14 protein-coding genes are annotated in these 23,448 nt (G+C 43.3%); 10 read left to right on the top strand and 4 right to left on the bottom strand.

All coding sequences use genetic code 11. From position 1 onward, the window contains the following. The first annotated feature begins 43 nt into the window (after positions 1–43). From mads2 to GPM24_RS19695, 10 genes are all read left to right on the top strand, one after another. Positions 44–2,059 carry a methylation-associated defense system DNA methyltransferase MAD2 gene (gene mads2, locus GPM24_RS19740; protein ID WP_158829016.1) on the top strand — a complete coding sequence of 672 codons (2,016 nt, stop codon included), beginning with the start codon at positions 44–46 and terminating at the stop codon, positions 2,057–2,059. After that, positions 2,056–3,426, top strand: a complete 1,371-nt coding sequence (mads5, locus tag GPM24_RS19735) for a methylation-associated defense system restriction endonuclease subunit S MAD5 (RefSeq protein WP_158829014.1) — start codon at positions 2,056–2,058, stop codon at positions 3,424–3,426. Before mads2 ends, mads5 begins: the two co-directional genes overlap by 4 nt. After that, positions 3,411–7,550, top strand: coding sequence for a methylation-associated defense system protein kinase MAD6 (gene mads6 / locus GPM24_RS19730; RefSeq protein WP_158829012.1), 4,140 nt, complete (start codon positions 3,411–3,413; stop codon positions 7,548–7,550). Before mads5 ends, mads6 begins: the two co-directional genes overlap by 16 nt. Positions 7,551–7,555: 5 nt before the next feature. Then, positions 7,556–9,118: a methylation-associated defense system protein MAD7 gene (mads7, locus tag GPM24_RS19725; RefSeq protein WP_158829010.1), complete on the top strand. Its 1,563-nt coding sequence runs from the start codon at positions 7,556–7,558 to the stop codon at positions 9,116–9,118. Between the two features lie 102 nt (positions 9,119–9,220). Beyond that, positions 9,221–14,542 carry a methylation-associated defense system ATP-binding protein MAD8 gene (mads8, locus tag GPM24_RS19720; protein WP_158829008.1) on the top strand — a complete coding sequence of 1,774 codons (5,322 nt, stop codon included), beginning with the start codon at positions 9,221–9,223 and terminating at the stop codon, positions 14,540–14,542. Continuing rightward, positions 14,539–15,258, top strand: a complete 720-nt coding sequence (locus GPM24_RS19715) for a PP2C family protein-serine/threonine phosphatase (protein WP_158829006.1) — start codon at positions 14,539–14,541, stop codon at positions 15,256–15,258. Before mads8 ends, GPM24_RS19715 begins: the two co-directional genes overlap by 4 nt. 218 nt (positions 15,259–15,476) lie before the next feature. Beyond that, positions 15,477–15,914: a hypothetical protein gene (locus GPM24_RS19710; RefSeq protein WP_158829004.1), complete on the top strand. Its 438-nt coding sequence runs from the start codon at positions 15,477–15,479 to the stop codon at positions 15,912–15,914. Between the two features lie 472 nt (positions 15,915–16,386). Continuing rightward, entirely contained in the window at positions 16,387–17,808 is a 1,422-nt protein-coding gene (locus GPM24_RS19705; RefSeq protein ID WP_158829002.1) for a DUF262 domain-containing protein, read from the top strand. After that, complete coding sequence (locus GPM24_RS19700) at positions 17,798–18,337, top strand: DUF262 domain-containing protein (protein ID WP_158829000.1); 540 nt, start codon at positions 17,798–17,800, stop codon at positions 18,335–18,337. The genes GPM24_RS19705 and GPM24_RS19700 overlap by 11 nt, the downstream gene beginning before the upstream one ends. A gap of 65 nt (positions 18,338–18,402) precedes the next feature. Next, positions 18,403–19,752, top strand: a complete 1,350-nt coding sequence (locus GPM24_RS19695; protein WP_158828998.1) for an HNH endonuclease family protein — start codon at positions 18,403–18,405, stop codon at positions 19,750–19,752. Here GPM24_RS19695 and GPM24_RS19690 read toward each other — a convergent pair. The 4 genes from GPM24_RS19690 to GPM24_RS19675 all read right to left on the bottom strand — a co-directional run bounded on the left by GPM24_RS19690 (position 19,749) and on the right by GPM24_RS19675 (position 22,991). Beyond that, positions 19,749–20,108: a hypothetical protein gene (locus tag GPM24_RS19690; RefSeq protein WP_158828996.1), complete on the bottom strand. Its 360-nt coding sequence runs from the start codon at positions 20,106–20,108 to the stop codon at positions 19,749–19,751. The two genes, GPM24_RS19695 and GPM24_RS19690, sit on opposite strands and share 4 nt — an antisense overlap. Before the next feature lie 147 nt (positions 20,109–20,255). Continuing rightward, complete coding sequence (locus GPM24_RS19685) at positions 20,256–20,900, bottom strand: hypothetical protein (RefSeq protein ID WP_158828994.1); 645 nt, start codon at positions 20,898–20,900, stop codon at positions 20,256–20,258. Between the two features lie 376 nt (positions 20,901–21,276). Continuing rightward, positions 21,277–21,777, bottom strand: a complete 501-nt coding sequence (locus GPM24_RS19680; protein ID WP_158828992.1) for a hypothetical protein — start codon at positions 21,775–21,777, stop codon at positions 21,277–21,279. Beyond that, a complete protein-coding gene (locus GPM24_RS19675; RefSeq protein WP_158828990.1) occupies positions 21,774–22,991 on the bottom strand; it encodes an ATP-binding protein in 1,218 nt (405 codons plus the stop codon). Before GPM24_RS19675 ends, GPM24_RS19680 begins: the two co-directional genes overlap by 4 nt. Positions 22,992–23,448: the final 457 nt, after the last annotated feature.

The following is a 23,448-nucleotide window of genomic DNA, read 5'->3' as shown; positions in this document are numbered from 1 at the left end:
GAAGTGAAGATATAATGGAACTCCTACCAAATATAAATTATTAATGTCGATCGAAAGTTTAGAACAGGAAGATATAATATTAGAAGATAACCAACTGGTTTGCATTCTAACTAACGAAATAAAAAAAGTCAAAGCGCAAGAGCTAAATCTCCAATCTGTGATTCTCATGCTAAATGAAGAATACGGCTTTGACTTAGCGGATATGGCACGTGATTACTCCATACTTTTTACTGACCCCGAATCGGGAAAACAAAGAAAGCAGAAAATAGATCTTGTCATATTCGAAAAAAGCAAACCGCATCAACAGGAATATATCATTCGGATTTGCATAGTGCAGGATGACAAAGTCAAAGAGAACGACAAGCAAAAGGGAGTAAGAGCGGCACTTGAAAATGCAATGGCAGCTGTCGAAAGTTGTGAATTTGGCTTATGGGCGAACGGATCGAGTTATCACTACTTGCAAAAGGAGGACGATGCAATGGGATTTGACTTCGAGTTTGTGGATTTGTCGGACTTTCCGGGAGAAGGTGAAAGTCTTGACGACATTGATCGAGCCGATCGCTCTTCTAGTAAAAAGCCAGCCAATGATTCGTTAATGAAAGTTTTCAAGCGTTCACATGACTATATTTACGGTAATGAGGGACGTAAGAAAGATGCTTTTTGGCAGCTGTTAAACTTGATCTTTTGTAAACTTTATGATGAAAAGAGGAAGTTTATGTTCTCTGATGAAAGCTTTCGTCGTAAGTTTTGGGTTGGTGTAAAAGAGCAGAACACTGAAGATGGCCGGAGAGCGGTAGCCAAGAGGATAAAAGGTATCTTCGAAGAGTTAAAAAGAGACGAAATCTTTTCTGAAGTTTTTGATGGAAATGAAGCCATCGGATTAACAGACAAAGGCATAGCTTTTATTGCAGCTGAACTTTCAAAATATTCGTTTTTAGATGCGTCAGTTGATGTGAAAGGCATGGCTTATGAGACAATTGTAAGCAATACACTAAAACAAGAGGCCGGGCAATTTTTCACTCCGCGGAACATTATTAAAGCTATGGTGGAGATGATGCAACCCACCGAGAATGATCGGATACTCGACCCAGCCTGCGGTTCTGGTGGTTTCCTCGTAATGGTACTGGACCATGTACGTCGACAGATTGCATCGCAATTGTACCCAAATTTATCTGGACCTCTCCTATCCGAAAAGTTCAATTCTAAAGAGGTTAACGAGCGAGTAAAGAAATATGCAGAAAATAGCATCTTCGGTTTTGATTTTGATCCGGATTTGAAGAAAGCGGCTCGAATGAATATGGTTATGGCTGGTGATGGTCATGCAAATATCTTTCACGTTAATTCCCTCGCCTATCCTAATTGGGAGCATCCTGAAGAAATAGAAAAAATCCAATCGGCCATTGAAAAGAGTTTGTTGACTTTGAAGGACGTGAAGGAGGGTCACAAAAATGATGCAAGAGGGAAGTTTGATCTAGTGTTTACTAATCCTCCTTTTGGTGCAAAGGTCAAGGTTGAACCAGAAATTGCGAAGCAATACTTCCTTTCGAAGTACAGCGATGCACCAGAGGTTCTCTTTATAGAAGCTTGCTACGATTATTTGAAACCAGGGGGGAAAATGGCTATTGTTCTACCAGACGGAATTTTAGGCAATCCCAACACATTCCCAGTCAGGGAATGGATTTTAGATAAATTTAAGATTTTGGCATCCGTGGATTTAGCTGTGGAAGCATTCTTACCGCAAGTAGGAGTTCAAGCATCTTTACTCTTTCTTCAAAAGAAGACGGAGTTAGAAAGACAATTATCCCAGGAGAGAGGTGAAGACTATGCTGTATTTATGGCAGTTGCCGAGAAATTGGGAAAGGACCGTCGAGGTAATCCAATTTATATGCGAGACGATGACGGATCAGAAATACTTTTCGACTTCGAAACTCAATATGTGATTCGTAAAAGAGATGGCAGCCTTGACCTCAAAACTAGGAAAGAGAAATTAAGACTATTAGATGACGACCTTCCAAAAATTTGCTCGGCTTTTTTGGAATCGATCCAGGAAAAAAAATGAAAGTCATTCAAGTAAGCAGCAACTGGGTCATAAAAACTGGAGTGAGACTGGATGCATCTTTTCATTTAAGTGATGGGGTTTCGACCAGACGTATTCTAGAACATACTTGTCCATATCGTTTAACAACTCTAAGTGCAGAATCCTTCGAGTTGTTCAAAGGAAATATTCACAAACGCGTATATGTTCAATCGAAGGACTTCGGTCATATTTTTTACTCCGCTTCTGATCTATTTAAACTAGAGCTTGAATCCGGAAAATATGTTTCGAAAAAGCATTCACCTCACTTAGCCGAGTTAGAATTAAGAGCCAACTGGATTTTAATAACTCGCTCGGGAACTTTGGGTAAAGTATTTTACACTACAGCGAATCACGATGGCAAGATCGGGACAGACGATCTTGTTCGCATCAACCCTGCTGAGAAAGAAATCAAACGCGGCTATCTCTATGCATTTTTGGCCTCACGATACGGTTACGGTTTAATTACACAATCAAGTTACGGTGGCGTTGTCAAACATATAGAGCCTCACCATATTAAAGATATACCGATCCCTATCTTACCAGAAAGTAAGCAAAAGCTAATTAACGACTTAATCATTAAATCATCTAACTTACGCGTAGAAGCTAATGTATTAATAAAAGACGCCGTAACATCATTAGAAAGTGCTCTTCCAACAGTTATTTTCGACAAGATTTATATTACGAATATTAAGTCTAGAACAGCTCACAACTCAAGGTTAGAAGCAACTTTCAACACCAATTCTATTCAAAAATTTTATGATGAGGTAGCGAAAAATGGCATTCCAACATACACTATAAAAGAGCTATCCAAAGAAGTTTTTACTCCAGGAATTTTTAAGAGAATACGGACCGAAAAAGCTGAAAACGGAATTCCCTTTTTCAGTGGCTCTGACCTTCTATCTCACTATCCAGTTTCGGAAAATCATTTGTCCAGAAAGATGAAAAATATTAGTAATTATATTTTGAAAGAGGGATGGATTGCAATTCAAGATGCTGGAACAATTGGTTATGTATCTTACATTACTGATTTCTTGGATGGCGTATCTGCAACAAACAATTTAGTGCGTATTGTGCCAAATGCCCGAAAGAACTACAATGAATACATCTTTTGCTTTCTAAAAACTTCCGTGGGACAAAAATTATTAAAGACGTTAGAATTTGGAAGCGTGCAGAAGCATATCGACAACAATCAAATCTCGAATTTTTGTGTACCAGTAATCGAATCTCTTTTTGAGGAAATAACTGAAAAAGTCAAAGCTTCAATGAATAAGTTGAGCGAAGCCTGTTTTTTAGAACAAGATGCCATACAACAAGTCGAAACAGAAATAGAATCATGGCAAGAATCATAAAACCGCCCTACTTCGACTCGGTGGTCAATGGTGGAGAGAAACGCCTGCTTGATTATTTGGAAGTAAATCTTCCAGATACTTTCTTTCTGATACCCAATGTCGAGATTGCGTCCACCAACCCGAGAAACCAACGCACCCAGTATTGGGAGTATGATCTAATTGTCGTAACGCCTCACGCTATATATAATATTGAAAATAAAGATTGGAAAGGGCGAATCGAAGGTGATGACAATTACTGGTACTTGAATGACCGGCAAAAGCCCAATCCGTTAAAAACAGGCAGACAGAAGACAGCCATTTTGGCGTCGAAGCTAAAAGAGCATGACCCTTCCTGGGGGAAAGCCTGGATACAAAACATGGTTACGCTATCTTTTCCCAATGCTTTTGCGCCCTCGCTCTGGCAGGAAGCGGGCAAGCTCACCTTTCAATTAAATGAGCAGTTGCTGCATTACCTGATTGATCCAGGGCAGGTCGGGAAAGAAGCGGACGAAATAGAAGATATCTGTAAATCTATCGTTCAATATTTGGACGGCACGCAGAGCCAAAAAAAACCCAATGAGAAACGGGAGGTCGAAGGCTACGAAATTATTGAAGTCCTTCAACAGGAACCGAATTTCACTGAATATCTCGTCAAACCCAAAGGCGTTACCTCATCTATTAGGAAAAGGGTAAAAGAATTTTCCTTACAGGTTGCCGGCTTATCCCAGCAGGAACTTCTTCGGAGGGAAGAAGCGATTAAAAACCAGTATAAAGCCTTGCACAAGATTAAGGCGAAACCCTTCATCCTGAATGTTGAATTTAAGATTGATGAGGAAAACCATTTATTCTACGAGATTTCCGATTTTTTAGATGAAAATTCTCTTCGTGCAGAGGCTAGATCTAAAACGTTTACCTTTCAGGAAAAAATCAATATCCTGCGAAATGTAATGGCTGCGCTGAAAGAAGCACACAGAGAGAACATTTTTCACAGGGATATTAATCCGGATAACATCTATATGAGTAGTGGTTATGCGTATCTCGGAAACTTTGGTAAATCTTATTTCACGGACCACAACCAAGAGGGTTACACCGTAATGCCGACGATCACCGAATCGAATGCGACCCCCTACCACCCTCTTGAACTGACTGTGGGTGATGCGTCACGAGCTTCCGACATCTACTCACTGGGCGTACTGGCGTACTGGTTGTTTACTGGTGAAGAACCGTTCAGAACACCTTACGAGCTGGACAAAATGGGAGGTAAACTTCCGTTAGAAAAGCTTCCAAGCAGCCTTAACAAGGCACTGCCCAAATGGCTCGATGAATTGTGTGATAAAACTATCCTGACAGATGATTTCAAACGCCTGGACAGCATTGAACAAGTTGAAGAATTTATAGACGAAGCCTTACGGGAAAAGGACACCGCCCTCCCGGCCGCGAAAGCGCTTGTCCGGGAAGTTAATACGCCATTTGACCCGAACGAGCTCAAGGAAGGCGATCGACTGGGTGTCTACGTCATTCATCAGGTGCTGGGCAGAGGAGGCTATTCAAGAGTCTTCAAAGTGAAGCACCGGCTTCAGGATAAGTACTATACCCTCAAACTCTTTCACGAAAGCGTAAACGCAAACTCGGTGATTGATGAATATAAGGCTTTGATCGAGCTCAACCATCCGAACATTGTTAAGTTTGTTTGGAATGATGAAGCGCCGAGCGGCCAGTTTTATACCGTGATGGAATACCTAGACGGAGAAAATCTCAGTGCCTATACACGCACTGATGCCAAACTCCCTATCTACCGCGTATACCAAGTGGCATTGGACATTCTTCAAGCATTGGTTTCGATGCAAAAGCTGAGCAAACCGATCCTGCATCGAGACATCAAGCCGCACAATATCATCTGGGATAATGAAAAACGGTTTGTGCTTATCGATTTTAATGTAGCTTCATTCGTTGACGCAAACAAAGATTTCGTCGGCACAAACCCTTACCTCGCTCCAGATCTGATCACCAGTGGCTATAAGGTAAACTGGGACAAGTCCGCCGATACGTTTGCCCTTGGCGTAACCCTGTATGAGCTCACTTGCAAGCAGTATCCTTGGTCGCCGAGCAAAACCCCTAGGCTCAGTATGATGCCCAGGTATCCTAAGGACATAGAACCCCGCATCTCCAAGCAATTTGCAGATTTCTTGTATAAAGGTATCAACCCAAACGGTGCAGGACGCTATGCGGATGCGATGGAAATGTTAACGGCATTACAGGCAATCGGCGAAGACGGTATCTTGGCGCAAACGCAAGAAGAGCACCTGCCTGGTCTGGCCACGCCCAGCGAAGGTGATTTTCTTACTTATTTGAACTCCCTGTACAGCCAGTCGAAAAACGGCAACTTCGGAACCCGGGCCAGCGAGCACACCACCCCCTTCGACAGGCAGACCTATATTCATTCGAAGCTGGATAAAAAATTACTGCCTGACATTCTAGATGGCAAGTACAAGCTGGTGATCATCACCGGCAACGCCGGAGACGGGAAGACGGCATTTATCAAACGAATAGAACAACACGAGACTATCAGAGGCTTTACGAAACACCCGCATAAAAACGGTGCAATGTTTACCATCGACGGCGTACCCTTTGAAAGTAATTATGACGGATCGCAGGACGAAGACGAACGGGCAAACAACGAGGTGCTGGAGCAGTTCTTTGCCCCTTTCGAAGAACTCGAGCGTTATTCGGACGCGCGGCAAGGCCGTATTATTGCGGTTAACGAGGGTCGGTTAGTCGAGTTCTTGAAAACAACAGCCAAGCATTCCAAGCTAGGCGACACGATCGAAAACTATTTTTATAACGAGGGGCATTATGACCTGCCAACCGGTCTGATGATCATCAATTTGAACTTGCGTTCGGCAACCGCGCAGGATCACCTTGAACCGAGCCTTTTCCGAAAGCAAATAAAAGTGCTTACACAAAAAGAGCTTTGGTCCAAATGTACAGATTGCAGCTTGTCAGAACGGTGTTTTGTTAAGTACAATGTCGAGTCCTTAAATGACCCGGCTTCCGGTGAAGAAGTGATCTCCAGGTTAGAATGGCTTTTAAAAACGGCCAGTTTAAAAAGAGAGCTTCATTTGACTATGCGTGATTTACGGTCGTTTATAGCTTTTACCATCAGCCGGGATTTTGGATGTGCAGACATTGAAGCGCTCTACAGCAGTAGCCCGGATGACCCTGTAGAGCACTGGCAGTATTATTATTTCAACATTACGAATCCCGCAATTAATGATTCAGGCAACCAGGATCGCCTGATCAGCTTGCTTCGTGAAACAGACATCGGAGAGGTGGCCATTCCTGGCCGCGACCGCGACTTGTTTTTTGGCCATCACAAAAGCGCCGATTATTTAGAGTTTTCAGATCGTCAATACAATCTGCTGGATGAATTTAATGAGCATAAAATTTGGGTGCCTACACATGAGCAGGATCAAGAATTAATTAAGCGAATTCGGGATATTCAGAAAGCTTTCATTCGCCATCAGTACTTTGAAGGCAGATCGGAACTGTTAACCTCATCGGACAACCTGAGCAATCCCGGCAGCGAGACTACCCCTTTTCCCTCACATCTGTTACGCCTACCCTATCAATCCGTATTCCGCTTTGTTCGGGTTCTGACAGACGGCGGATTTGCTACAGGAATAAAAGAAAGTATATCTAGAGCAATATCATTAAACGAGGGCTGCGATAATCCGAATATCGACAGGAACTATCTCGTGCTGGCCTCCACCGATATACGTGACCCCTTTAGCAAATCTTTCCGTCTGTTTTCCCTTTCCAATTTTGAGCTTTTCGTCAACCGAACAGACCATTTGGTGAAGTATCTGGAATATGAGCCGGACAGCTTAACATTCCGGCATAAAGTCGAGAAACATATTAAACTGACCATTTCGCTGGATCTATACGAAATGCTGTTTTTCATTCAGCACGGCTTCAGTCCTTCCTTAAACGACCTTCGCGGAAAGTTTATAGAACTGATTATTTTCAAAAACCTGCTGGAAAACCTCAATTATACAGAGGTCGTTGTGACGGGCGATAACCTTAAATTCTATAAAATCAGCAAAGACGAGCAGGAACGTCTCCATGTTGAAACCCTAGACCTATAACACCGATGGCAATAAAGCTAAATAAAGATGATGGTTTATTCCGCAATGAACTGATTTACACCGCTGATGCCAAAGCGGTAAATATTGACAACATACTGGTCAACTTATTCATGTTGCTCCGGCATGATGGAGGCAGACCAAAGCAACGGGCCCGCGCCGGCGCAAATTCTTTTATTGACTTGGAGACACTAAAACGTGTATTTGCCAAACAAGAGAAAGATGGCGCCATTACTGGTTTTAGTGAACATCCGGAAGCCGTTGAATTATGGATCAGAAGTAACTTGGTGAATATGGTGAACCGGGGCAACTTAGATAAAGAGAAAATTTCATCTCTCCGCCCGATTCACTTGGAAAGTTACCGCGTGCGTAATCCTGCGAATACGAGGGATTACAGCACGTCGGATCAAGTATACCTTATGCTGAGTGCAAATCCCAAGGTTAGGGAGGATCTGAAAAGCTTTCTGCTCGAGGGTTGGGACAAAGTGAAGAGCCAGATACAACCGAATACCCAACTTGATGTAGATAGTCTCGGACTGCTGCAAATCATCAAAAACGTAAATCCCGGGTTTCTGGACAGTAATTCCAACTTGAACCAGATTCGTCCATTACTCAACGAGCAAGCGGAACTTTACTGTGATGATGTGAGAAGGCTCCTGGTGTACAAATCGTTAATCCCTCGGAATGTATTGATTGATTATTTGAAGACGATCACCTCTTTTCACTTGTCCATATACTTACAAAAACTCGTTTTTACACTACCGGCAATGATCCAAGGGGGCAGTGATGCCGTAAGACCAAACTGGAGTGTGGTTGTCGATGTCACAGATGATTTTGAAAGCAAGGTTGCAAGGATTGCAGCGGCTGACGTGGAAAAGCTTAACAATAATATCTATGATTATATTCGGGCTACCTTCCAGATAAATGCTGCGCTAAAAAGGCTTAAACTGGATAAAAATAATTCTAATCACCTGGCTCCCGCGTTACGCTTACTTAAAGAAAAGACACCTGACTTTGACATTTATTTTGAAACGTTATGGGACAATCTTTATGCTACGCTCGATGCTGAGGATAAAGTTTTAATGAGTGACATGGTTAAGTACGAGGACACCTACTTTGATCGATATATGGAACTCATTGTCAAGGTTCGGGGAAATTACCAGTATCGGTATCACCTCCAACTGTTAGATAATCTATGCCAGAAAAACAATGAACGGGGCTTTTTGGCACAAGGTAGAAGCCGCAAGCATCCTAGGCGATTTGTACTGGGCACCCGTTTACTGGAGACGCTCGTTCAAATACTCGTTTTAGACTCGGACGGAAAGAAGTTTTACACCAAAAGCCTTTCCATCGAAGAACTTATGCAGAAAATAAAAGATCGATATGGCTTAATTATTAATGGGTTGTCGGAAGATAAATTTAAAGATGCGGACTTGAATACTTACCTGGCTTTCAAAGACAACGTGGAAGCGTTCAAATCCAAACTTCGGCAAATCGGCTTTTACAATGACCTGAGCGATGCTTATATCTTGCAACGGATTCGTCCACGTTATGAATTAAATACTTTGTAGACACGCATGACGACAACAATTACGACTTATTATACCCGTATAATCGAACTGATACTGGAATTATACCATGACGATCTGAGTAAAGCTATTCCCGGTCACTGTATGAAAATTACCGGGTTGGGCTCCAAAGAACTGTTGGTTCTTTGGACACTCATACAGGAACGGTATCCTACAATTGACACCTTCATCATTGCCGATGAAAGCACAGCAGATGCAAAGTACATTACAGCAACAAAACTCATAGAACTAAGGAACAAGCAGGATGCTCCGCTTCTGGTGCTTATTCCTTCTAACAGTCGCACCGCTGCTGAAGATTCTTATGGCAACGCTACGTTTAAGGAAATTTCTTTGGAGGGCATCGAACCGGAACTCAAAAGACAACTCCTGAAGGATATTCCTTTGGAATTTTCAACCGTAATCCGGACAGAAATATTGGGCTATTTGGGCAAATCCTGCCCGGACGCCAATGTTATTTCTTATCTGTTATCGTTAGAACATACTGGTTATTCAAAGGAGGCGATCGGTAATCAGCTATATAAACTGGATCTGCTGCCCGATGCTGCTCTACTCGACAATGAAGGTAAGATCCGTTCCCGTCTAAATTTTAATTCCCAGAGTGCAAATCTGCTCAGCTCCTTTAACAAGCCGTTATATGACCGGATTGCAGAACTGCCACTTGAAGTAAACACCATTCAAAAAGACCTAGTCGACTTTATCAAAGCGCAAAAGCAAGCAAAAAGCACTTCCGAAATTTGCCAAATTATTTTCGAGCAATATCCAAGGCTGAACTTTGCTAACTGGAAGATACCAGATCTCGACAACAATCAAATTCAGATTTATGCCGACACATTAACATCAAGTGACTTCGTCATTGAAGACGGGAAGCAGGTACTGAAGGCACAAGGTGCCGCCGTAGCTAAGGTTAAGGTGAGATTCAGCTTTAACCGGAGCCCCAAAGACATTCCTAATCTTCACTACTTCAAAATTACGCTGATGGCGGTGAACGGCGGCGCGGGTGAGGAAATTCAGGTCTTAAAAAAAGTGAAAAACACCACGGCCATAAGCAAATCGCGCGATGTGACAGTGGATTTGAGCCCAAACCTACTGGATGAAGGTTCGTATTTTCTTAAGATTTGGGCGGAGGATGAACACGGAAATATTCTAAATGCCAACGACAACTTTAAAAACCCGGATATTCAGGAAGCTTGGGAACAGGTTACCAAAGAAAATCCAAGTACCCTTAAGAGCTCCTTCAACTACAAATTAACAAGCGACACTGAAGACTTTTACTACGTTATCGAAGACAATCCAGACAAAGGCGAAAATGACCGAAAAGACAAGTTGAGCAATGTCTTACAAGCTTATTTCAAGTATCGTATCGAAAAGTTGAAAGCCGGGCTGAATGCCCCACTGCCAAAAGCATCGCAGGCATCAAACCTTTGGATCGCTGACCTGACCAAACATACATCGACTTTCTATATTAACTATTCGGAGAAGCATAACTACCAGATCAACCTGTCTTCAAAGCTTCGGATCATCGAAGATCTGTTGCTGCAAAACAAGCGGCAATTCGGTCAAATTAAGGCTGTGCTGAAGAGCAATTCTTCAGCGTTGGGTTTTCAGAGCATTCAATTTCAACCAAGCGCACTCGGTTCGCTTATTCCGGAAAGCTTGCAGGACCTCCGCGCTGCACTTTTTGAAAAGATCGCCCAATCGAATGGGCAGAAAAATGGTGTTCTTGAAACAGCAGACGTATTTAATTTCTCGGAACTGATCAAGAACTACGTTCATGAGTTTCAGGAATGGACGTCACACTTGGGAAAGCAGATACAGGAAGAAAGCCAGCATGAGCGGAATGAGTCCAACCTTCAGGATGTGATCACGGAAGTTCAGGCACTCGATTTGGTTAAAATCAAAACGACCTTGCCGGATGGCAAACCTACAGATGCTTATCTACTGTCCCCTTTGCACCCACTTCGTCTGGCTTGGTGGGTAGAATTGCTGGACTTATTCGAAAAGTGGGAAAAAAGAACGCTCGAACATCCTGCCTTTCAATCATCCTGGCAGAATAATCTGGCAGACCTTTTCGCCGGGCAGCTGTCTCCTGCACTCAATCCGTTGGTATTTGTTGAACCGGCGACTTTCAAAGCATATCATTATACCGGAGAGCTTGCTTATGGCTGGGGCTTATACTTAAATGTACTTACGGAAGAATCAGACAACGGCATGACTTCCATCTCCAGACAACTCAAAATCTACTTTCGGCAGCTATTCAACATTACGAGCGAGAACTTTGTTGAGACAGACGTTAGCGCGGGGCTTGTGATTAAGCATATCAAAAATTATTTAGCACAGCATGCTTACACCGACAAACTGATCGTCAACCTATTCAATGCTGGGGATGGAGCCATTTTTACACAAGCTTTGATTGAACTCGAAAAGCAGCTGAATTTCGAGAACATCAAATATGAAGTCAGAATCTTTAAAGGAGACGACAAGATCATTGAACATGGAGGCGCACTGAAAGCATTGATTAACCCGGAATCCAACATTTCCGAAGAAGCCGAAGCGTTTGCACAGCCATCTGCAAACCGACTATTTCCAAAGCTCCGGTTTTCTATCAACAACATTACAGACTATCTCAAATCGCCCGGTCAATTCACCTCGCATCTGAGCTTCCTGGTGAGTCCCTTTCCCTTGACTATAGAGCTGGTAAAACCATACAGAACCGATCGAAATTTTTATTTAAACGGCCTTCTGGTAACACCGACGGTGAATGTGGAGGATAGTGGCAGCGAAATCCAATGGAACCGTTATATTTTAGGAACGAACCGGGGGAGCGCTCGACTTCAGGCTGAACCGCTCGGTATATCCCTGTTTTACAATCTGCAAAGTTTCATTGCTGGCGCTTTGGCATCAAAACCGACGGAATCAATACCCTCAACTCAATTGCGGTTGAATGACAAAGACAAAGTATTGTTGACGCACTTGCATGATTATTCAGACTGGGTAGTAACGTTTGATAAGAACATGGGACCACAAATCTTTGACCGGCCCTCTAAAGGCGGAAAAATTCCATTTCTTCTTGATTACGTTCCGGGCGAGGATATGGCAGGCATATCAGCATATCTGACAACGCGCCCCACCTCGGAGATTTTGGGTTTGTTAGGCCCCCACTTTGAGGAATTTGGCGTTGATGTGTATCGCGCTGAAGATGAAGAGCGTGTAAAAATGCTTTTGGAGGACATCAGATCTATATCAAGCTCGTTGGCGTTGCAACTCAATTCGTCCAAAAACAAAGCGTTTGAAGTTATAGGATCTGCGTTCACCAAAAGGGTCCTCGAGAAAAAGGGGTTTCTGGAGGAGTCTTTTTTTATTCCAATTGACCTGCACCACAATCTCTTTGAAAATCTTCAAAGCGAAAGCAAAAGCCGGGCGGACAATCTTTTGGTTTCTATTGACCCGGAAACCCGTTCAATCAACATCACGGTAATTGAAATTAAATGCAGAAAAAGTCTGATCGGTTCTGAACTATCCGAGTTAAAAATTAAAATGAGAGAGCAGATAGAAAACACTATCCATGCACTGCGCTTCCATTTCGATCCGGAGCATCATTTATCATTCGACAGACTTGATCGTGAACTGAAGAACAAGGAGTTTAAATCGCTTCTTACCTTTTATATGGAGAGAGCTTACCGGTATGAATTTTTGAGTGAAAACGCCTACGCCAGTTACCAAGGTTTTCTCCAAACCCTGGACGAAGGATTTCATCTATCCTTTAAACAGCTCGGCCTGATTTTCAATTACTCTGCGGAAAAAAAACATCTTAAAGAGGTAGTAGACCATGAATTGACTTTCTTTCTGTTTGGTAGAAAGCTGATTGACGACATCCTCGATGCCAACTCGGACCTAAACACCCGTCGCTTGGAAGACCACGAACTGGATGAGGAACTCGGGCAGGCACTTGGAAGCAGCACACGTTTAAAACCGTTCATGCAAAGACTTAAAGCGGGATCCTGGGATGCTCAAGCGCAAGAAAAAGTCAAGCCGTCATTTCCTGAACCGAAAGATGGGCGGGTCATCCCGGTTATCAGCATCCCGGATGATCACGACCAGGAAGCTGATGCCCCCTGGTCCATAGACCAGTCCCAGCAAGAAATTACAAAAGATCAATTCACGGGAATCGCTGAGACGCCCGAGGGTATTGAAGCACCCCAATTTGATATCCTGATCGGCAAAACCTCCGACAGCGCACAATACGGCATACTTGGCGAAAGCATCCATGGTAAGAAGATTGCAATGGACCTAAGCGAGACGAATACGATCAGCTTATTCGGCGTACAGGGCGGCGGAAAAAGTTACACTATAGGAACTATATCGGAAATGGTTTTAAAGCCTATCAGAAATTTAAATACGCTGCCAGCGCCTTTGGCAGGGGTAATTTTCCATTATAGCGAGAGCATGGATTATGAACCGGAATTTACCTCGATGACGCGTCCTAATGATAAACAGCGGGAGTTGCAGCTGCTGAAAGACCGATATGGCGCAAGCCCTACCAGTATAGACGACGTTATTATTCTCACGCCTAAAGATAAACTTGACGAGCGGCGAACGGAGTACCCTTCCTTGGAAGTATTGCCCATCGCATTCAATTCAAGAGAGCTAAGTGTTCAGGATTGGATGTTCCTCTTGGGTGCTATTGGTAACGACTCCACTTACATTAAGCAATTGAAAGCAATCATGAAAGAATTAAGGCGGGAGTTAACTCTGGAGGGAATAACACAAAGCGTTGAGGACTCGTTGTTACTAACCAACACACAAAAAGCTCTGGCCCGTCAGAAATTAAGCTTTGCGAGAGAATATGTTGATGATAGCCTGACATTAAGAGATGTGCTTAAGCCCGGACGGTTGATTATCGTCGATTTAAGGGATGAATTTATCGTTAAGGATGAAGCCTTAGGCCTCTTTGTTATCATGCTGAATATATTTTCGGCGGTCAAAAATTTGAATGGCGTACATTTTAACAAATTTATTGTCTTTGATGAGGCTCATAAGTATATGGATAATAAGGAACTGACCGGTAATATTGTAACGGCGATCCGGGAAATGCGGCATAAAGGTGTCAGTATCATGATCGCCAGTCAAGATCCGCCTAGCTTGCCAAACGAAATTATTGAACTAAGCTCAATGGTTCTTTTACACAAGTTCAACAGCCCGCAATGGTTGAAACACATTCAAAAGTCTGTTACCCAGCTATCCTCCTTAACACCCGCTGATATGAGCTCGCTGGTACCCGGAGAAGGTTTCTTGTGGGCAACTAAAGCTACCGATCGTGGCATTTCGGCAAAGCCACTGAAAATAAAAACTCGTCCTCGTGTGACGAAACACGGAGGAGCAACAATCCAGGCAACGGGCGGTAAATGAGGGCACAACAGATATCACATAAGGGGAAACGGCAGACTAATGAAGACTTGGTCCTAGAACGTTTTTTTGAGCAAAATACCTACTTTTTTTCGATCATCGACGGCATGGGCGGTTACGGAAATGGAGATCTAGCCGCCCGAATGATTGCAGAAAACATGGAAACATATTTATCCACTGTCTCAACGATTGGTGCTTATCATATTCAAAAAGCAATCAATAAGTCAAATTTGGCAATCCGGCAAAAAAATGCAGAGCGATCTATCCAAATGGGTGCCGCCCTCGGAGGCGTCATCTTAAAGGACCGCCAAGCCCTCTTCTACTGGGTGGGCGACGTTAAAATATTTCATTTTAGAGGCGGCAAGCTGATATTCGAATCCAGTGCACATACTCTGGCGAATGAGTTGCGCCAAAGCGGTTCCATCACGGCTGCAGAACGACTCTCGCGCTATAAGCATGTCGTGACCCGATCTATAAGCGGAGACAGTAAATCAGCTGCAGCGGATTTTCACGAGACGGTCTTTTCTCCGCACTCCGACCTCATCATAGTTTGCACGGACGGCGTTCATGATTTGTGGGACGGACTGCAACTAGAAACGATGATCCAAGAGAACCATGAGGAAACGTTGCTAGAGGTATTGAAAACAAGGCTTCTGCACGAGGCTGCTGATAATTTCTCTTTGGGATTACTCTCCAGCCAAACGGTGGCGAACATTTAAAGAGATTGGTTCGCCAGTCCCTTGGACAGGCTTCTGGGTTCTTCTCACTGAACTTAACGGGGTTGCTGCTCATAGGGTGAGCAACGGAATTTATTCAGCTGTTTTGGCTTGGCGCCTGTGTAAAAACTCGAAGGTGATTCGACCCTGCTCGCCCTATAGATGACTAAGCATTTAACTTAACCTGCCGTCGTATAATACTTTTATTCAAACATTTATTCATGCAAATCATGCAGATCGAAATTGCTATTCCTGCAAAAGAAGAAATCTTTGCAAAGGGTATCCCATTAAGTATTGCTGCCGAAAACGAGAGCTGGTACGGTAGGCAACTGGGTACTTATATAAAAGATTCCGGCGTCTATATTCATCATGCTAATAACATCATATTGTACGTGGGACAAACTTCCAAAGAAGGAATTTGGGGTAATTTCAATGTACGGCTTCGCAGGGAGTGCCAGTTGAAGGCTGCCGGCAACAGTTATCTTTACCAGTTATTGAGAGAACAGCACCCTGCCGTCAAAACTAGCCTTTACAATTTTGGCGAGGTCTATTCTATGTTTCAAGGGGAAATTCGCGATCAGCTTAGTCATGAACGCCTTACGCTGATTCTGGAACAGTTTATGATTGCGGCCTACCAACCACGAGGCAATCGACGATGAGCGGCAATCATAATAAATCAAGTCAATCGGTACGCGTGACAAAAGTGTAGAATAGCTTGTCTAAAGACCCTGTGTTAGATAACATTACCTAAGTAAGCATCTCGCAGTGCAATCAGATAACAAGATTATCACTCATAAAGAAACTGTGACGAGTCTTGATACCGCCGAGGGAATTAGCTCATTCCTACAGCGCATGCGGCGGAAAGATTCGAGCTGTTGTGAAAAACAACGTATTACAGTGTCCTTGCAAGGCCGTACAGCAAAAGAACTCGGGTCTGGATGATGGTTGGGGTGCAGGAGCTGATTAGAAAAAACTAGGAACAGCCATAATTAAAATCATTCAATAGGTGCTGCCGAGGCCGCAAATTCATCAGGTGACTACCCAGCCAATGACACATTTATATTGCGGGTAATGCAGGTAAAAACTATCTTCATCGCGTTACCACTGCGCATCTTAAACTGACACAAATTCATGAGTGCTCCGGCCAGACCAATAAGAGTTAATGTAACCAGCCTTCCTGGCATTTTTGCCGGCAAAGACAAGATTATTATTCCCGAATATCAGCGGCCTTACGAATGGGGAAAAGCGAAAACTGCAGAACTGCTTGCTGACTTGGAAGACTACTTCCTCACCCAAAATTCTTCATCTCCCTATTACATGGGATCTGTCTTATTTTTTTATGACCATAAAGAGAAAGCCTACGAAATAATCGATGGACAGCAACGTATAACTACCTTATTAATTCTCAAGAAAACCGTTGAGGAGACCCTTTCATCCAAACAGGACATCGAATTCAAATCACATTTGTCGTTCAAGGCCATCAAGGAAACCGCTGACTTCGCCAAAGATCAAAAAGCGCTGCTAGACCGTCTGGCAGCAAAAGACATTTTCCGAAAACTGGAGTTTACGCAGGTGATAACCTACTCTCAAGACGATTCTTTCCAGTTTTTCGACACCCAGAACAACCGGGGGATCGGGCTTGATGCGACCGACTTTTTGAAAGCATATCACCTACGGGAAATTTCTTCGGAAAGCTTGCAGGAACGTTGCGCCGTATTATGGGAAAAAGCGGCCGGCAGAAAAAAAAAGGAAAACTTCTTGCATGAGCTCTTCTACAGGTATTTGTATCGCGCGCGCACCTGGCGAAGCAAGAATGTTGCCTTTGAAAATAAACCCCGGGTGCTTGCCACTTTTCAGGAACAAACGGAAAATGCGGCACACCGGAATGAATACCCGCTTTTTGCAAACGTGTATAACCGCAGGGCCGTCAGCCGAAGGTATGCCGAGGATGGATCGTTTGAAAACATCACCAGCAGCCTTATCAGCAGCAATCCGGAATTTTTCCCCTTCAATCTGCGTCAGCCCATCTTCAAAGGTTTGCATTTCTTTCATTATACCCAAAAATACAACAGCCTCCACAGCTTACTTTTTGAACCGAATGAAAACCGAAGCGAAGCCCTTCATGAGCTTTTTCGATTTTACAATAAGGTGTATTCGGAAGACATGTCCGTTTATCTTCGGAATCTGTTTAAGCTGGCCGTCATGATGTACTTTGATAATTTTGAAGATGACCGCATCCTCAAATTTGCCTATCACCTGGACTATTTGATTGGAAGCATCCGTATGGGGCAAAAGTTGATTAAAAAGGAATCCGCACAACTTTTACTCAAGAGTCCCGCTCATAATTTACTTGATGTTATTGCTTATGCCTACAGTCCCGTAGAAATATTTGACTTTATTACGTCAATACCTGAAAAAGAAGCGGTCTACAAAGGTATTAGGAAGTTAAGTGATGACAACGTTCGCGGTCGTTACCGCAACAGAGTCGTCGCCTATTTCCAGAAGAAAAAATCAGATTTCACATACCGCAAACATTGGCTTCATGAAAAATAGCGTTCATTCCACTTTAGTTTCGGTCAAGGACATCATTGGTTCCAAGGCGGTATTTAACATTCCCCGGTACCAAAGATTGTACGTTTGGACCCATGAACAAGTCAATATGCTGCTGACAGATTTTTTTCAGGCGTGTAAAGAGGATAGGAATCTTTTCTATCTGGGCAGCGTGCTCATTGTAAAAAAATCAGACGACGAGGACTGCTATGACCTGATCGACGGGCAGCAACGTTTTACCACATTGTGGCTGCTCAGCCTTATTCTTGGTGGTGAACTGAGCGAATTTACTTCTTTAGGCAAACAGTCAAGGCTCAGATTTTCCATCCGGGAGGAGGTCAAAGCCTACTTTGAAGCATCTCTGAACAATAAGACCATCACGCCGGCAATGGATGAGAACATCGAGTATGGCAGCTTGGCAAGAATTGTTGAAGCCAAGATACAGATACAGGGCTTCATTGAGAAGAAATTTGCGGCAGACAGCGACGCCTTAGTGATTTCCGAAACTTTGTATGTCACCGAGTCAAGTTGATTGTTTCTTTAGTGCCAAATTCAGCACATCTGAATAAGCTTTTCGAGGTGATAAATAATCGGGGGATGCAGCTACAGCACCATGAGATCCTGAAAGCCTCTCTGCTTAGTAAGATTGTGCGCAGTAAAACGTTGCGGATCAATTACGGCAAGCTTTGGGATGCCTGTGCCGACATGAATACATACGTGGAACGAGCGTTACGACTGGAAGCAGGTTCTTCCGTCGCGAAATTCTACCATGAGGGAACAGGCCGGTATGACTTCAATCAAATCTTAAGCATGATGAGCGAAGAGGATATCTCTGCCAAGCCCTTAAGGCTTTCCGAAATCATTGACAGCTACAAGCCCAAGCACATTTCACAAAAGCGTAAGGTGGAGTTTGAAGAGCATCCCGAAACGACGGAAGACGCTTTCGAAGCCGTCAGGAGCATATTATCTTTCCCGCAGTTGCTGCAACACACCTTACGAATCCATCGCAAACGCCGTGGCAAGGAAGATATCACGCGGATCAACGAAAAGGAACTGCTGCAGAGTTTCAAGGCCACTCTGAAGGAGATGAACGAGGAAGAGGCATTGGACTTTCTTAGGCTATTGTTCGAAGTGCGGGTCTGCTTTGACCGGCATATCATCAAATGGGTGACGATCGCTCCCAATGAAGAGGTCCACTTGCTCAAAAGGCTGGTGAGGAAAAACAGGGACTATGGCAGTAAAACCTATTTTCATCTGCGTGAGAAAACAAAGGAAGTCGAAGACTTTGCACTTTTACAAAGCATGCTTTACCATACCCAACAGATAACCACGCAATACTGGTTGACACCTATGTTGATGGAAATGCTTAAATCCAATGATGAAGGAGCGCACTATCGTTATCTTCGCAAGTTGGACAACTACCTGTACAGTACAGGGAAGAAAGAAGAAGACGCTGGCATTCGGACCTGGCAATTACTGGATGCAAAGATTCCCTCCCCTGCTCCGGAATTCAGGCTGGAAATTTTAATGAATGCTGATGGAACAGGTTTTGCACATTACTGGTTTTATAAACTGGAATTTGTCTTATGGTTTCTAAAACGGACAGACCATCAGGATTGGAGTAACTTCCGTTTCACTGCAAAAAACTCGATAGAACATGTGTCACCGCAGAAACGCCTGCCTCAGGATTTTAATGGCGTCAGTTCCACGTATCTGGATACTTTCGGTAACCTTGCATTGGTTACCCGAAGCATCAATTCCGAATTTGGCAACAAAGAATACAACGTCAAGCGTAAACAATTCCTTAATAAAAAAGAGGATGGGAAACTGGAATCATTAAAATTAGACATCATTTATAGAAGCCCTCACTGGAATGACGACCTATGCAATAAGCACCGCCATGACATGATCGAGTTATTGAGACAATACTTAAATATTTCGATCTAATTCCCTGAAGCACGCTCGAAATACCAGTTACGGTTTTTCGCCTTCCGTATGACTTTACAGTAGGGTATCAGGTGTAAAGCATCATTTTCGTCAAGTAGGCGGATAAAATCTCTTATCGGTTTTCCTGCCCTGTGGTCTTTTGCAAAAATGCCTTTCATAATAAAGAGCGGCATCAAATTTTTAGCCAGCTCGATATCTACCTTTCGGTTGACAGCAAAGTAGTCCCTGACGATTTGATCTATTCTACCGGCAAGATGAATTGTGTGATTTTCCATCGCATGCAATTGTTGTCCCTGCAAAAGTAAACAAATAGAAGCATCCGTTCCATTGAATGATAATGGGTTAAAGCCGCTCACTCACGAGCTTCCACATTAAGAAGCACGGAAACGAAGCATTATATCATCTGCAATAGATTTTCCAAATAACAAAAATAACCGCCTACCTCTGATAGCCAAAAATTTTCGTTGTATAGAGGTAGGTGGATTTTCAATTTCTCGCGACAATTAATCAATACCGTGTTTTAGCCGGAAATTTGGGTCGGCCATATGCCCGTAGTAAAAAGTAGGCTTGACCTCAAGCTTTGTATAACCTATACCACCCGCGACTCGGGAAAGCTCTATCTCTACTTTGGAATACCTTTGCGGATTATTCGTATTGGTTGGGTAATCAAATATCACGGACATCCGGACACCGGATTGAATCGTTTGTAAATCAACATGAGAAATCCAGTCCATTTCTCTTATGTTCTTTCCAAACATCCTGAACTCCTTTGCACGTTCCTCTACAAGCGTCAATGCTAGGTCCTGAAAGCCTGTCCATACTCTCCCTGAAAATTGTTCATCGGCGATGATAGGTGCGTAAACGCCTTTCGCAAGTATATTGCTGGACGGAAGTTCTGACGGAAGGTTTTCCAGGGATAAAAGGCGTTGATCAACCAGAGATGTTGCGGGGTTTAGAATGATGATCTCCGCATCCGGTAGATTACTAATAGGACATTGTTTGTCCGCGATCAGCGCGGCACGCGACTTGTAGCCAAAATACGCTGACACAAGCTCATGTGCATGTGAGGATTTTAATTGAATGCCGTAATTGTTTTGAGTGAAGGCGCGTAAGGAATCCGCGCAAGTTTTGGTAATTTCAAGTTTCATAGCAACCCTTGTTAATAGCTGCTGGACTTTTCAGTCGTCGAGAGTGTTTAATGACAACCATGCCAGCGATTTAACAAAAATTTGCTGTTTGACTTGTCGGTTATTGATTTATCTCGCGTTTCAGTCACTCACAACTGGGGCGCTCGATTCCTTTTCGAAAGTAAAAGGAAAATTCGAATAACGCAAAAGGAATTTAAACAAATGGGAATGGATCTATCGTTCATAAATACAAAAAGCGTCCATGATCTCGTATTTGCCAGGTCTTCATAAGCCGTAAAGTTGAGTTTGAGGACTTAACTATCGTAATCGAAGACCGCCATTTCTGGATTGAAGTTGCGCGTAAATGTGGAAAAGAGATTCAATGAGTACTAAATCATCATTTCACCGGAATTTCACCTTGTTTATCCATCCGGAATCCATAGGTCCGGAAAAACCGAAGATTTTCTTCATTATCGATCACCTTGAAAGACAAGAACCGCTTATTACATTGATATGCTTTTTTGTACCGAAAAGGTGCTAGATCGTGATTCGCACGAAGTAATTGAATAGTATTAACCAGCTGATCGGTCGATTTCTGCTGCCATCCCGCATGCATTCGGTCTTTTAGCTCAACCAGGTAAAGGCACAATGCAGTTGTCAGCATGCCGTCACATAGACTTTCCTCATCCTTAGTGCCTTCCTTGAATGCTTTGATGCAATGATCCAGAGGTGTAAAGACAACAGCTACGTGATCTGGATTAAGAATGGTGGCGATCCACTGATCGGGGTGTTCCGTATCACTGTAAGCCTTGGTGTTATTCTGGTCGTCGCAGAGACCAAAAACCTCATCATGACGAGCTGCTTCCCTGCATTCGGAAGTCAGGAATTCAATGTTCATAGCTCCTGCTCAATCTCCAGTAAAGTATCAAATGCCTCGTTACCGGCTGATAAAAACTGGTTAAGATAATTTTTGTCGGAAGGAATTCCTTCAAAGTTCGGCAGATCACAAATGCTTCCCCTTTGCTCATCAAACTGATACACAGCCACCTCCTCTGCTTTCAAGGTGGACTCTATAGGTACCACCCGCTTGATTTTATCCAATAATTCTGTTGGGATATCTCTTTTCAGCAATGAGCCTGCCTGGATCGCAATACTCAGGAAATTGATGATATAGGGACTATGTGTTGTCACCACCAATTTATTCTGTTCATGCATATTTTTAAAGCGAATCAAACTGTTCAACACCTGCTGCTGGGAGGACGGGAACAAGTTTTGTTCTGGTTCCTCGACGATATTGACAAAAGAGGAATAACTGAAACGGCTTGAGAGATATTCGAGCGACGCTTTCCTGACTTCATCCGAGATGTTCGGATTAGCGAACAGATCTTCAATTTCGCGCCGGATCCGCTTACTTTCTTCTATGCTCAGATCTTGTGTGGACTGACTTGTTTTCTTGTTAAGAGAAGTCGCCAGATAGTGTGAAACTACATATAAAGGCACGAATGACTGAAAGCCACTTGATGCCTGGGTCAGGTTGATTTGGTAATCGCTTCCGCTGATATAGGAGGTCCGGGTAAGTTCTTGGTATTCAAACTTCGCGTCATTTACAGGAAGATCCACCTGCCCACTGAGGCTTTCCAAGGCAGCGATGAATTCATCCGAGAAAGTATAAAGCGTGGAGGGCAGGCCTTTCAAAACATCAACATTTCTCACAGAACTCAGGAAATTACGCTCGGAAGGAACATACATGATCTTGGGGAAAGCATAACCGTTCTCTTCATTTTTTTGAAAAGTAACTTCGCCACGGACATAAGAAATAAAATAAGCTCTCCCTTCGTACTCTATAATGGAATCCGGACGGAGATAGTGCTCGATATTCTGATAACTGACATGACTTCTGAATTGCCGCGCGTCAAGTCCCTGGCTTCCAAAGTCCCCCCTGACCAAGGCCTTTTCAATCCAGGACATCGTAGAGATCAGTTTTGCCACTGTACTTTTCCCTGACCCTTGATTACCAATAAAGACCGTCATGTTGCTGATGTCAAGCCACCCATCATTAGACCGATAACCTTCCCTAACCGGACCGACATTTTGAATGCGAATTCTGCTCATTGATATTCCTCTCAACAAATTTAAGTATTTTAACACGTCCATTTCATGTATGTGTTAAAATAACTGTCTTGTTCTTGAGCCAATGCTTCTACCCGATCAGGCAGAAACCTTTCCCTCTTCCCCGCTTATCAAATCTCGCTCAGTACAAAGCAGGGTGAACGGCATGAACCGTCCCTTCCTTTAACAGCGAAGAGTCTTAGTCGATCTGTATACAAAAATATTTCAGTTGCAATTCGGGAAAGCAAATCAAATGAGCCAAGCGGATGATAACGTCCCATGCGTATTCACAAGGATTGAAAACGAACAGATTTAGTTATTAACAAAATCCACGATCACTCAAACTTATCAACATTTACACACTTAGCTTTCATTAAACTTGGGGATTCATTATTTTCGAGAAAATGATTATATGAAAGCAGCATTAACCTTTAGCCTAGTTGTTCCTGATGAGTATCCG

Origin of the sequence: Mucilaginibacter lacusdianchii, assembly GCF_009770985.1 — a bacterium.
GTDB classification, from domain to species: Bacteria; Bacteroidota; Bacteroidia; order Sphingobacteriales; family Sphingobacteriaceae; genus Mucilaginibacter; species Mucilaginibacter lacusdianchii.
Note: the sequence above shows the minus strand (reverse complement) of the source record. Positions and strands in the feature narration are given on the sequence as shown.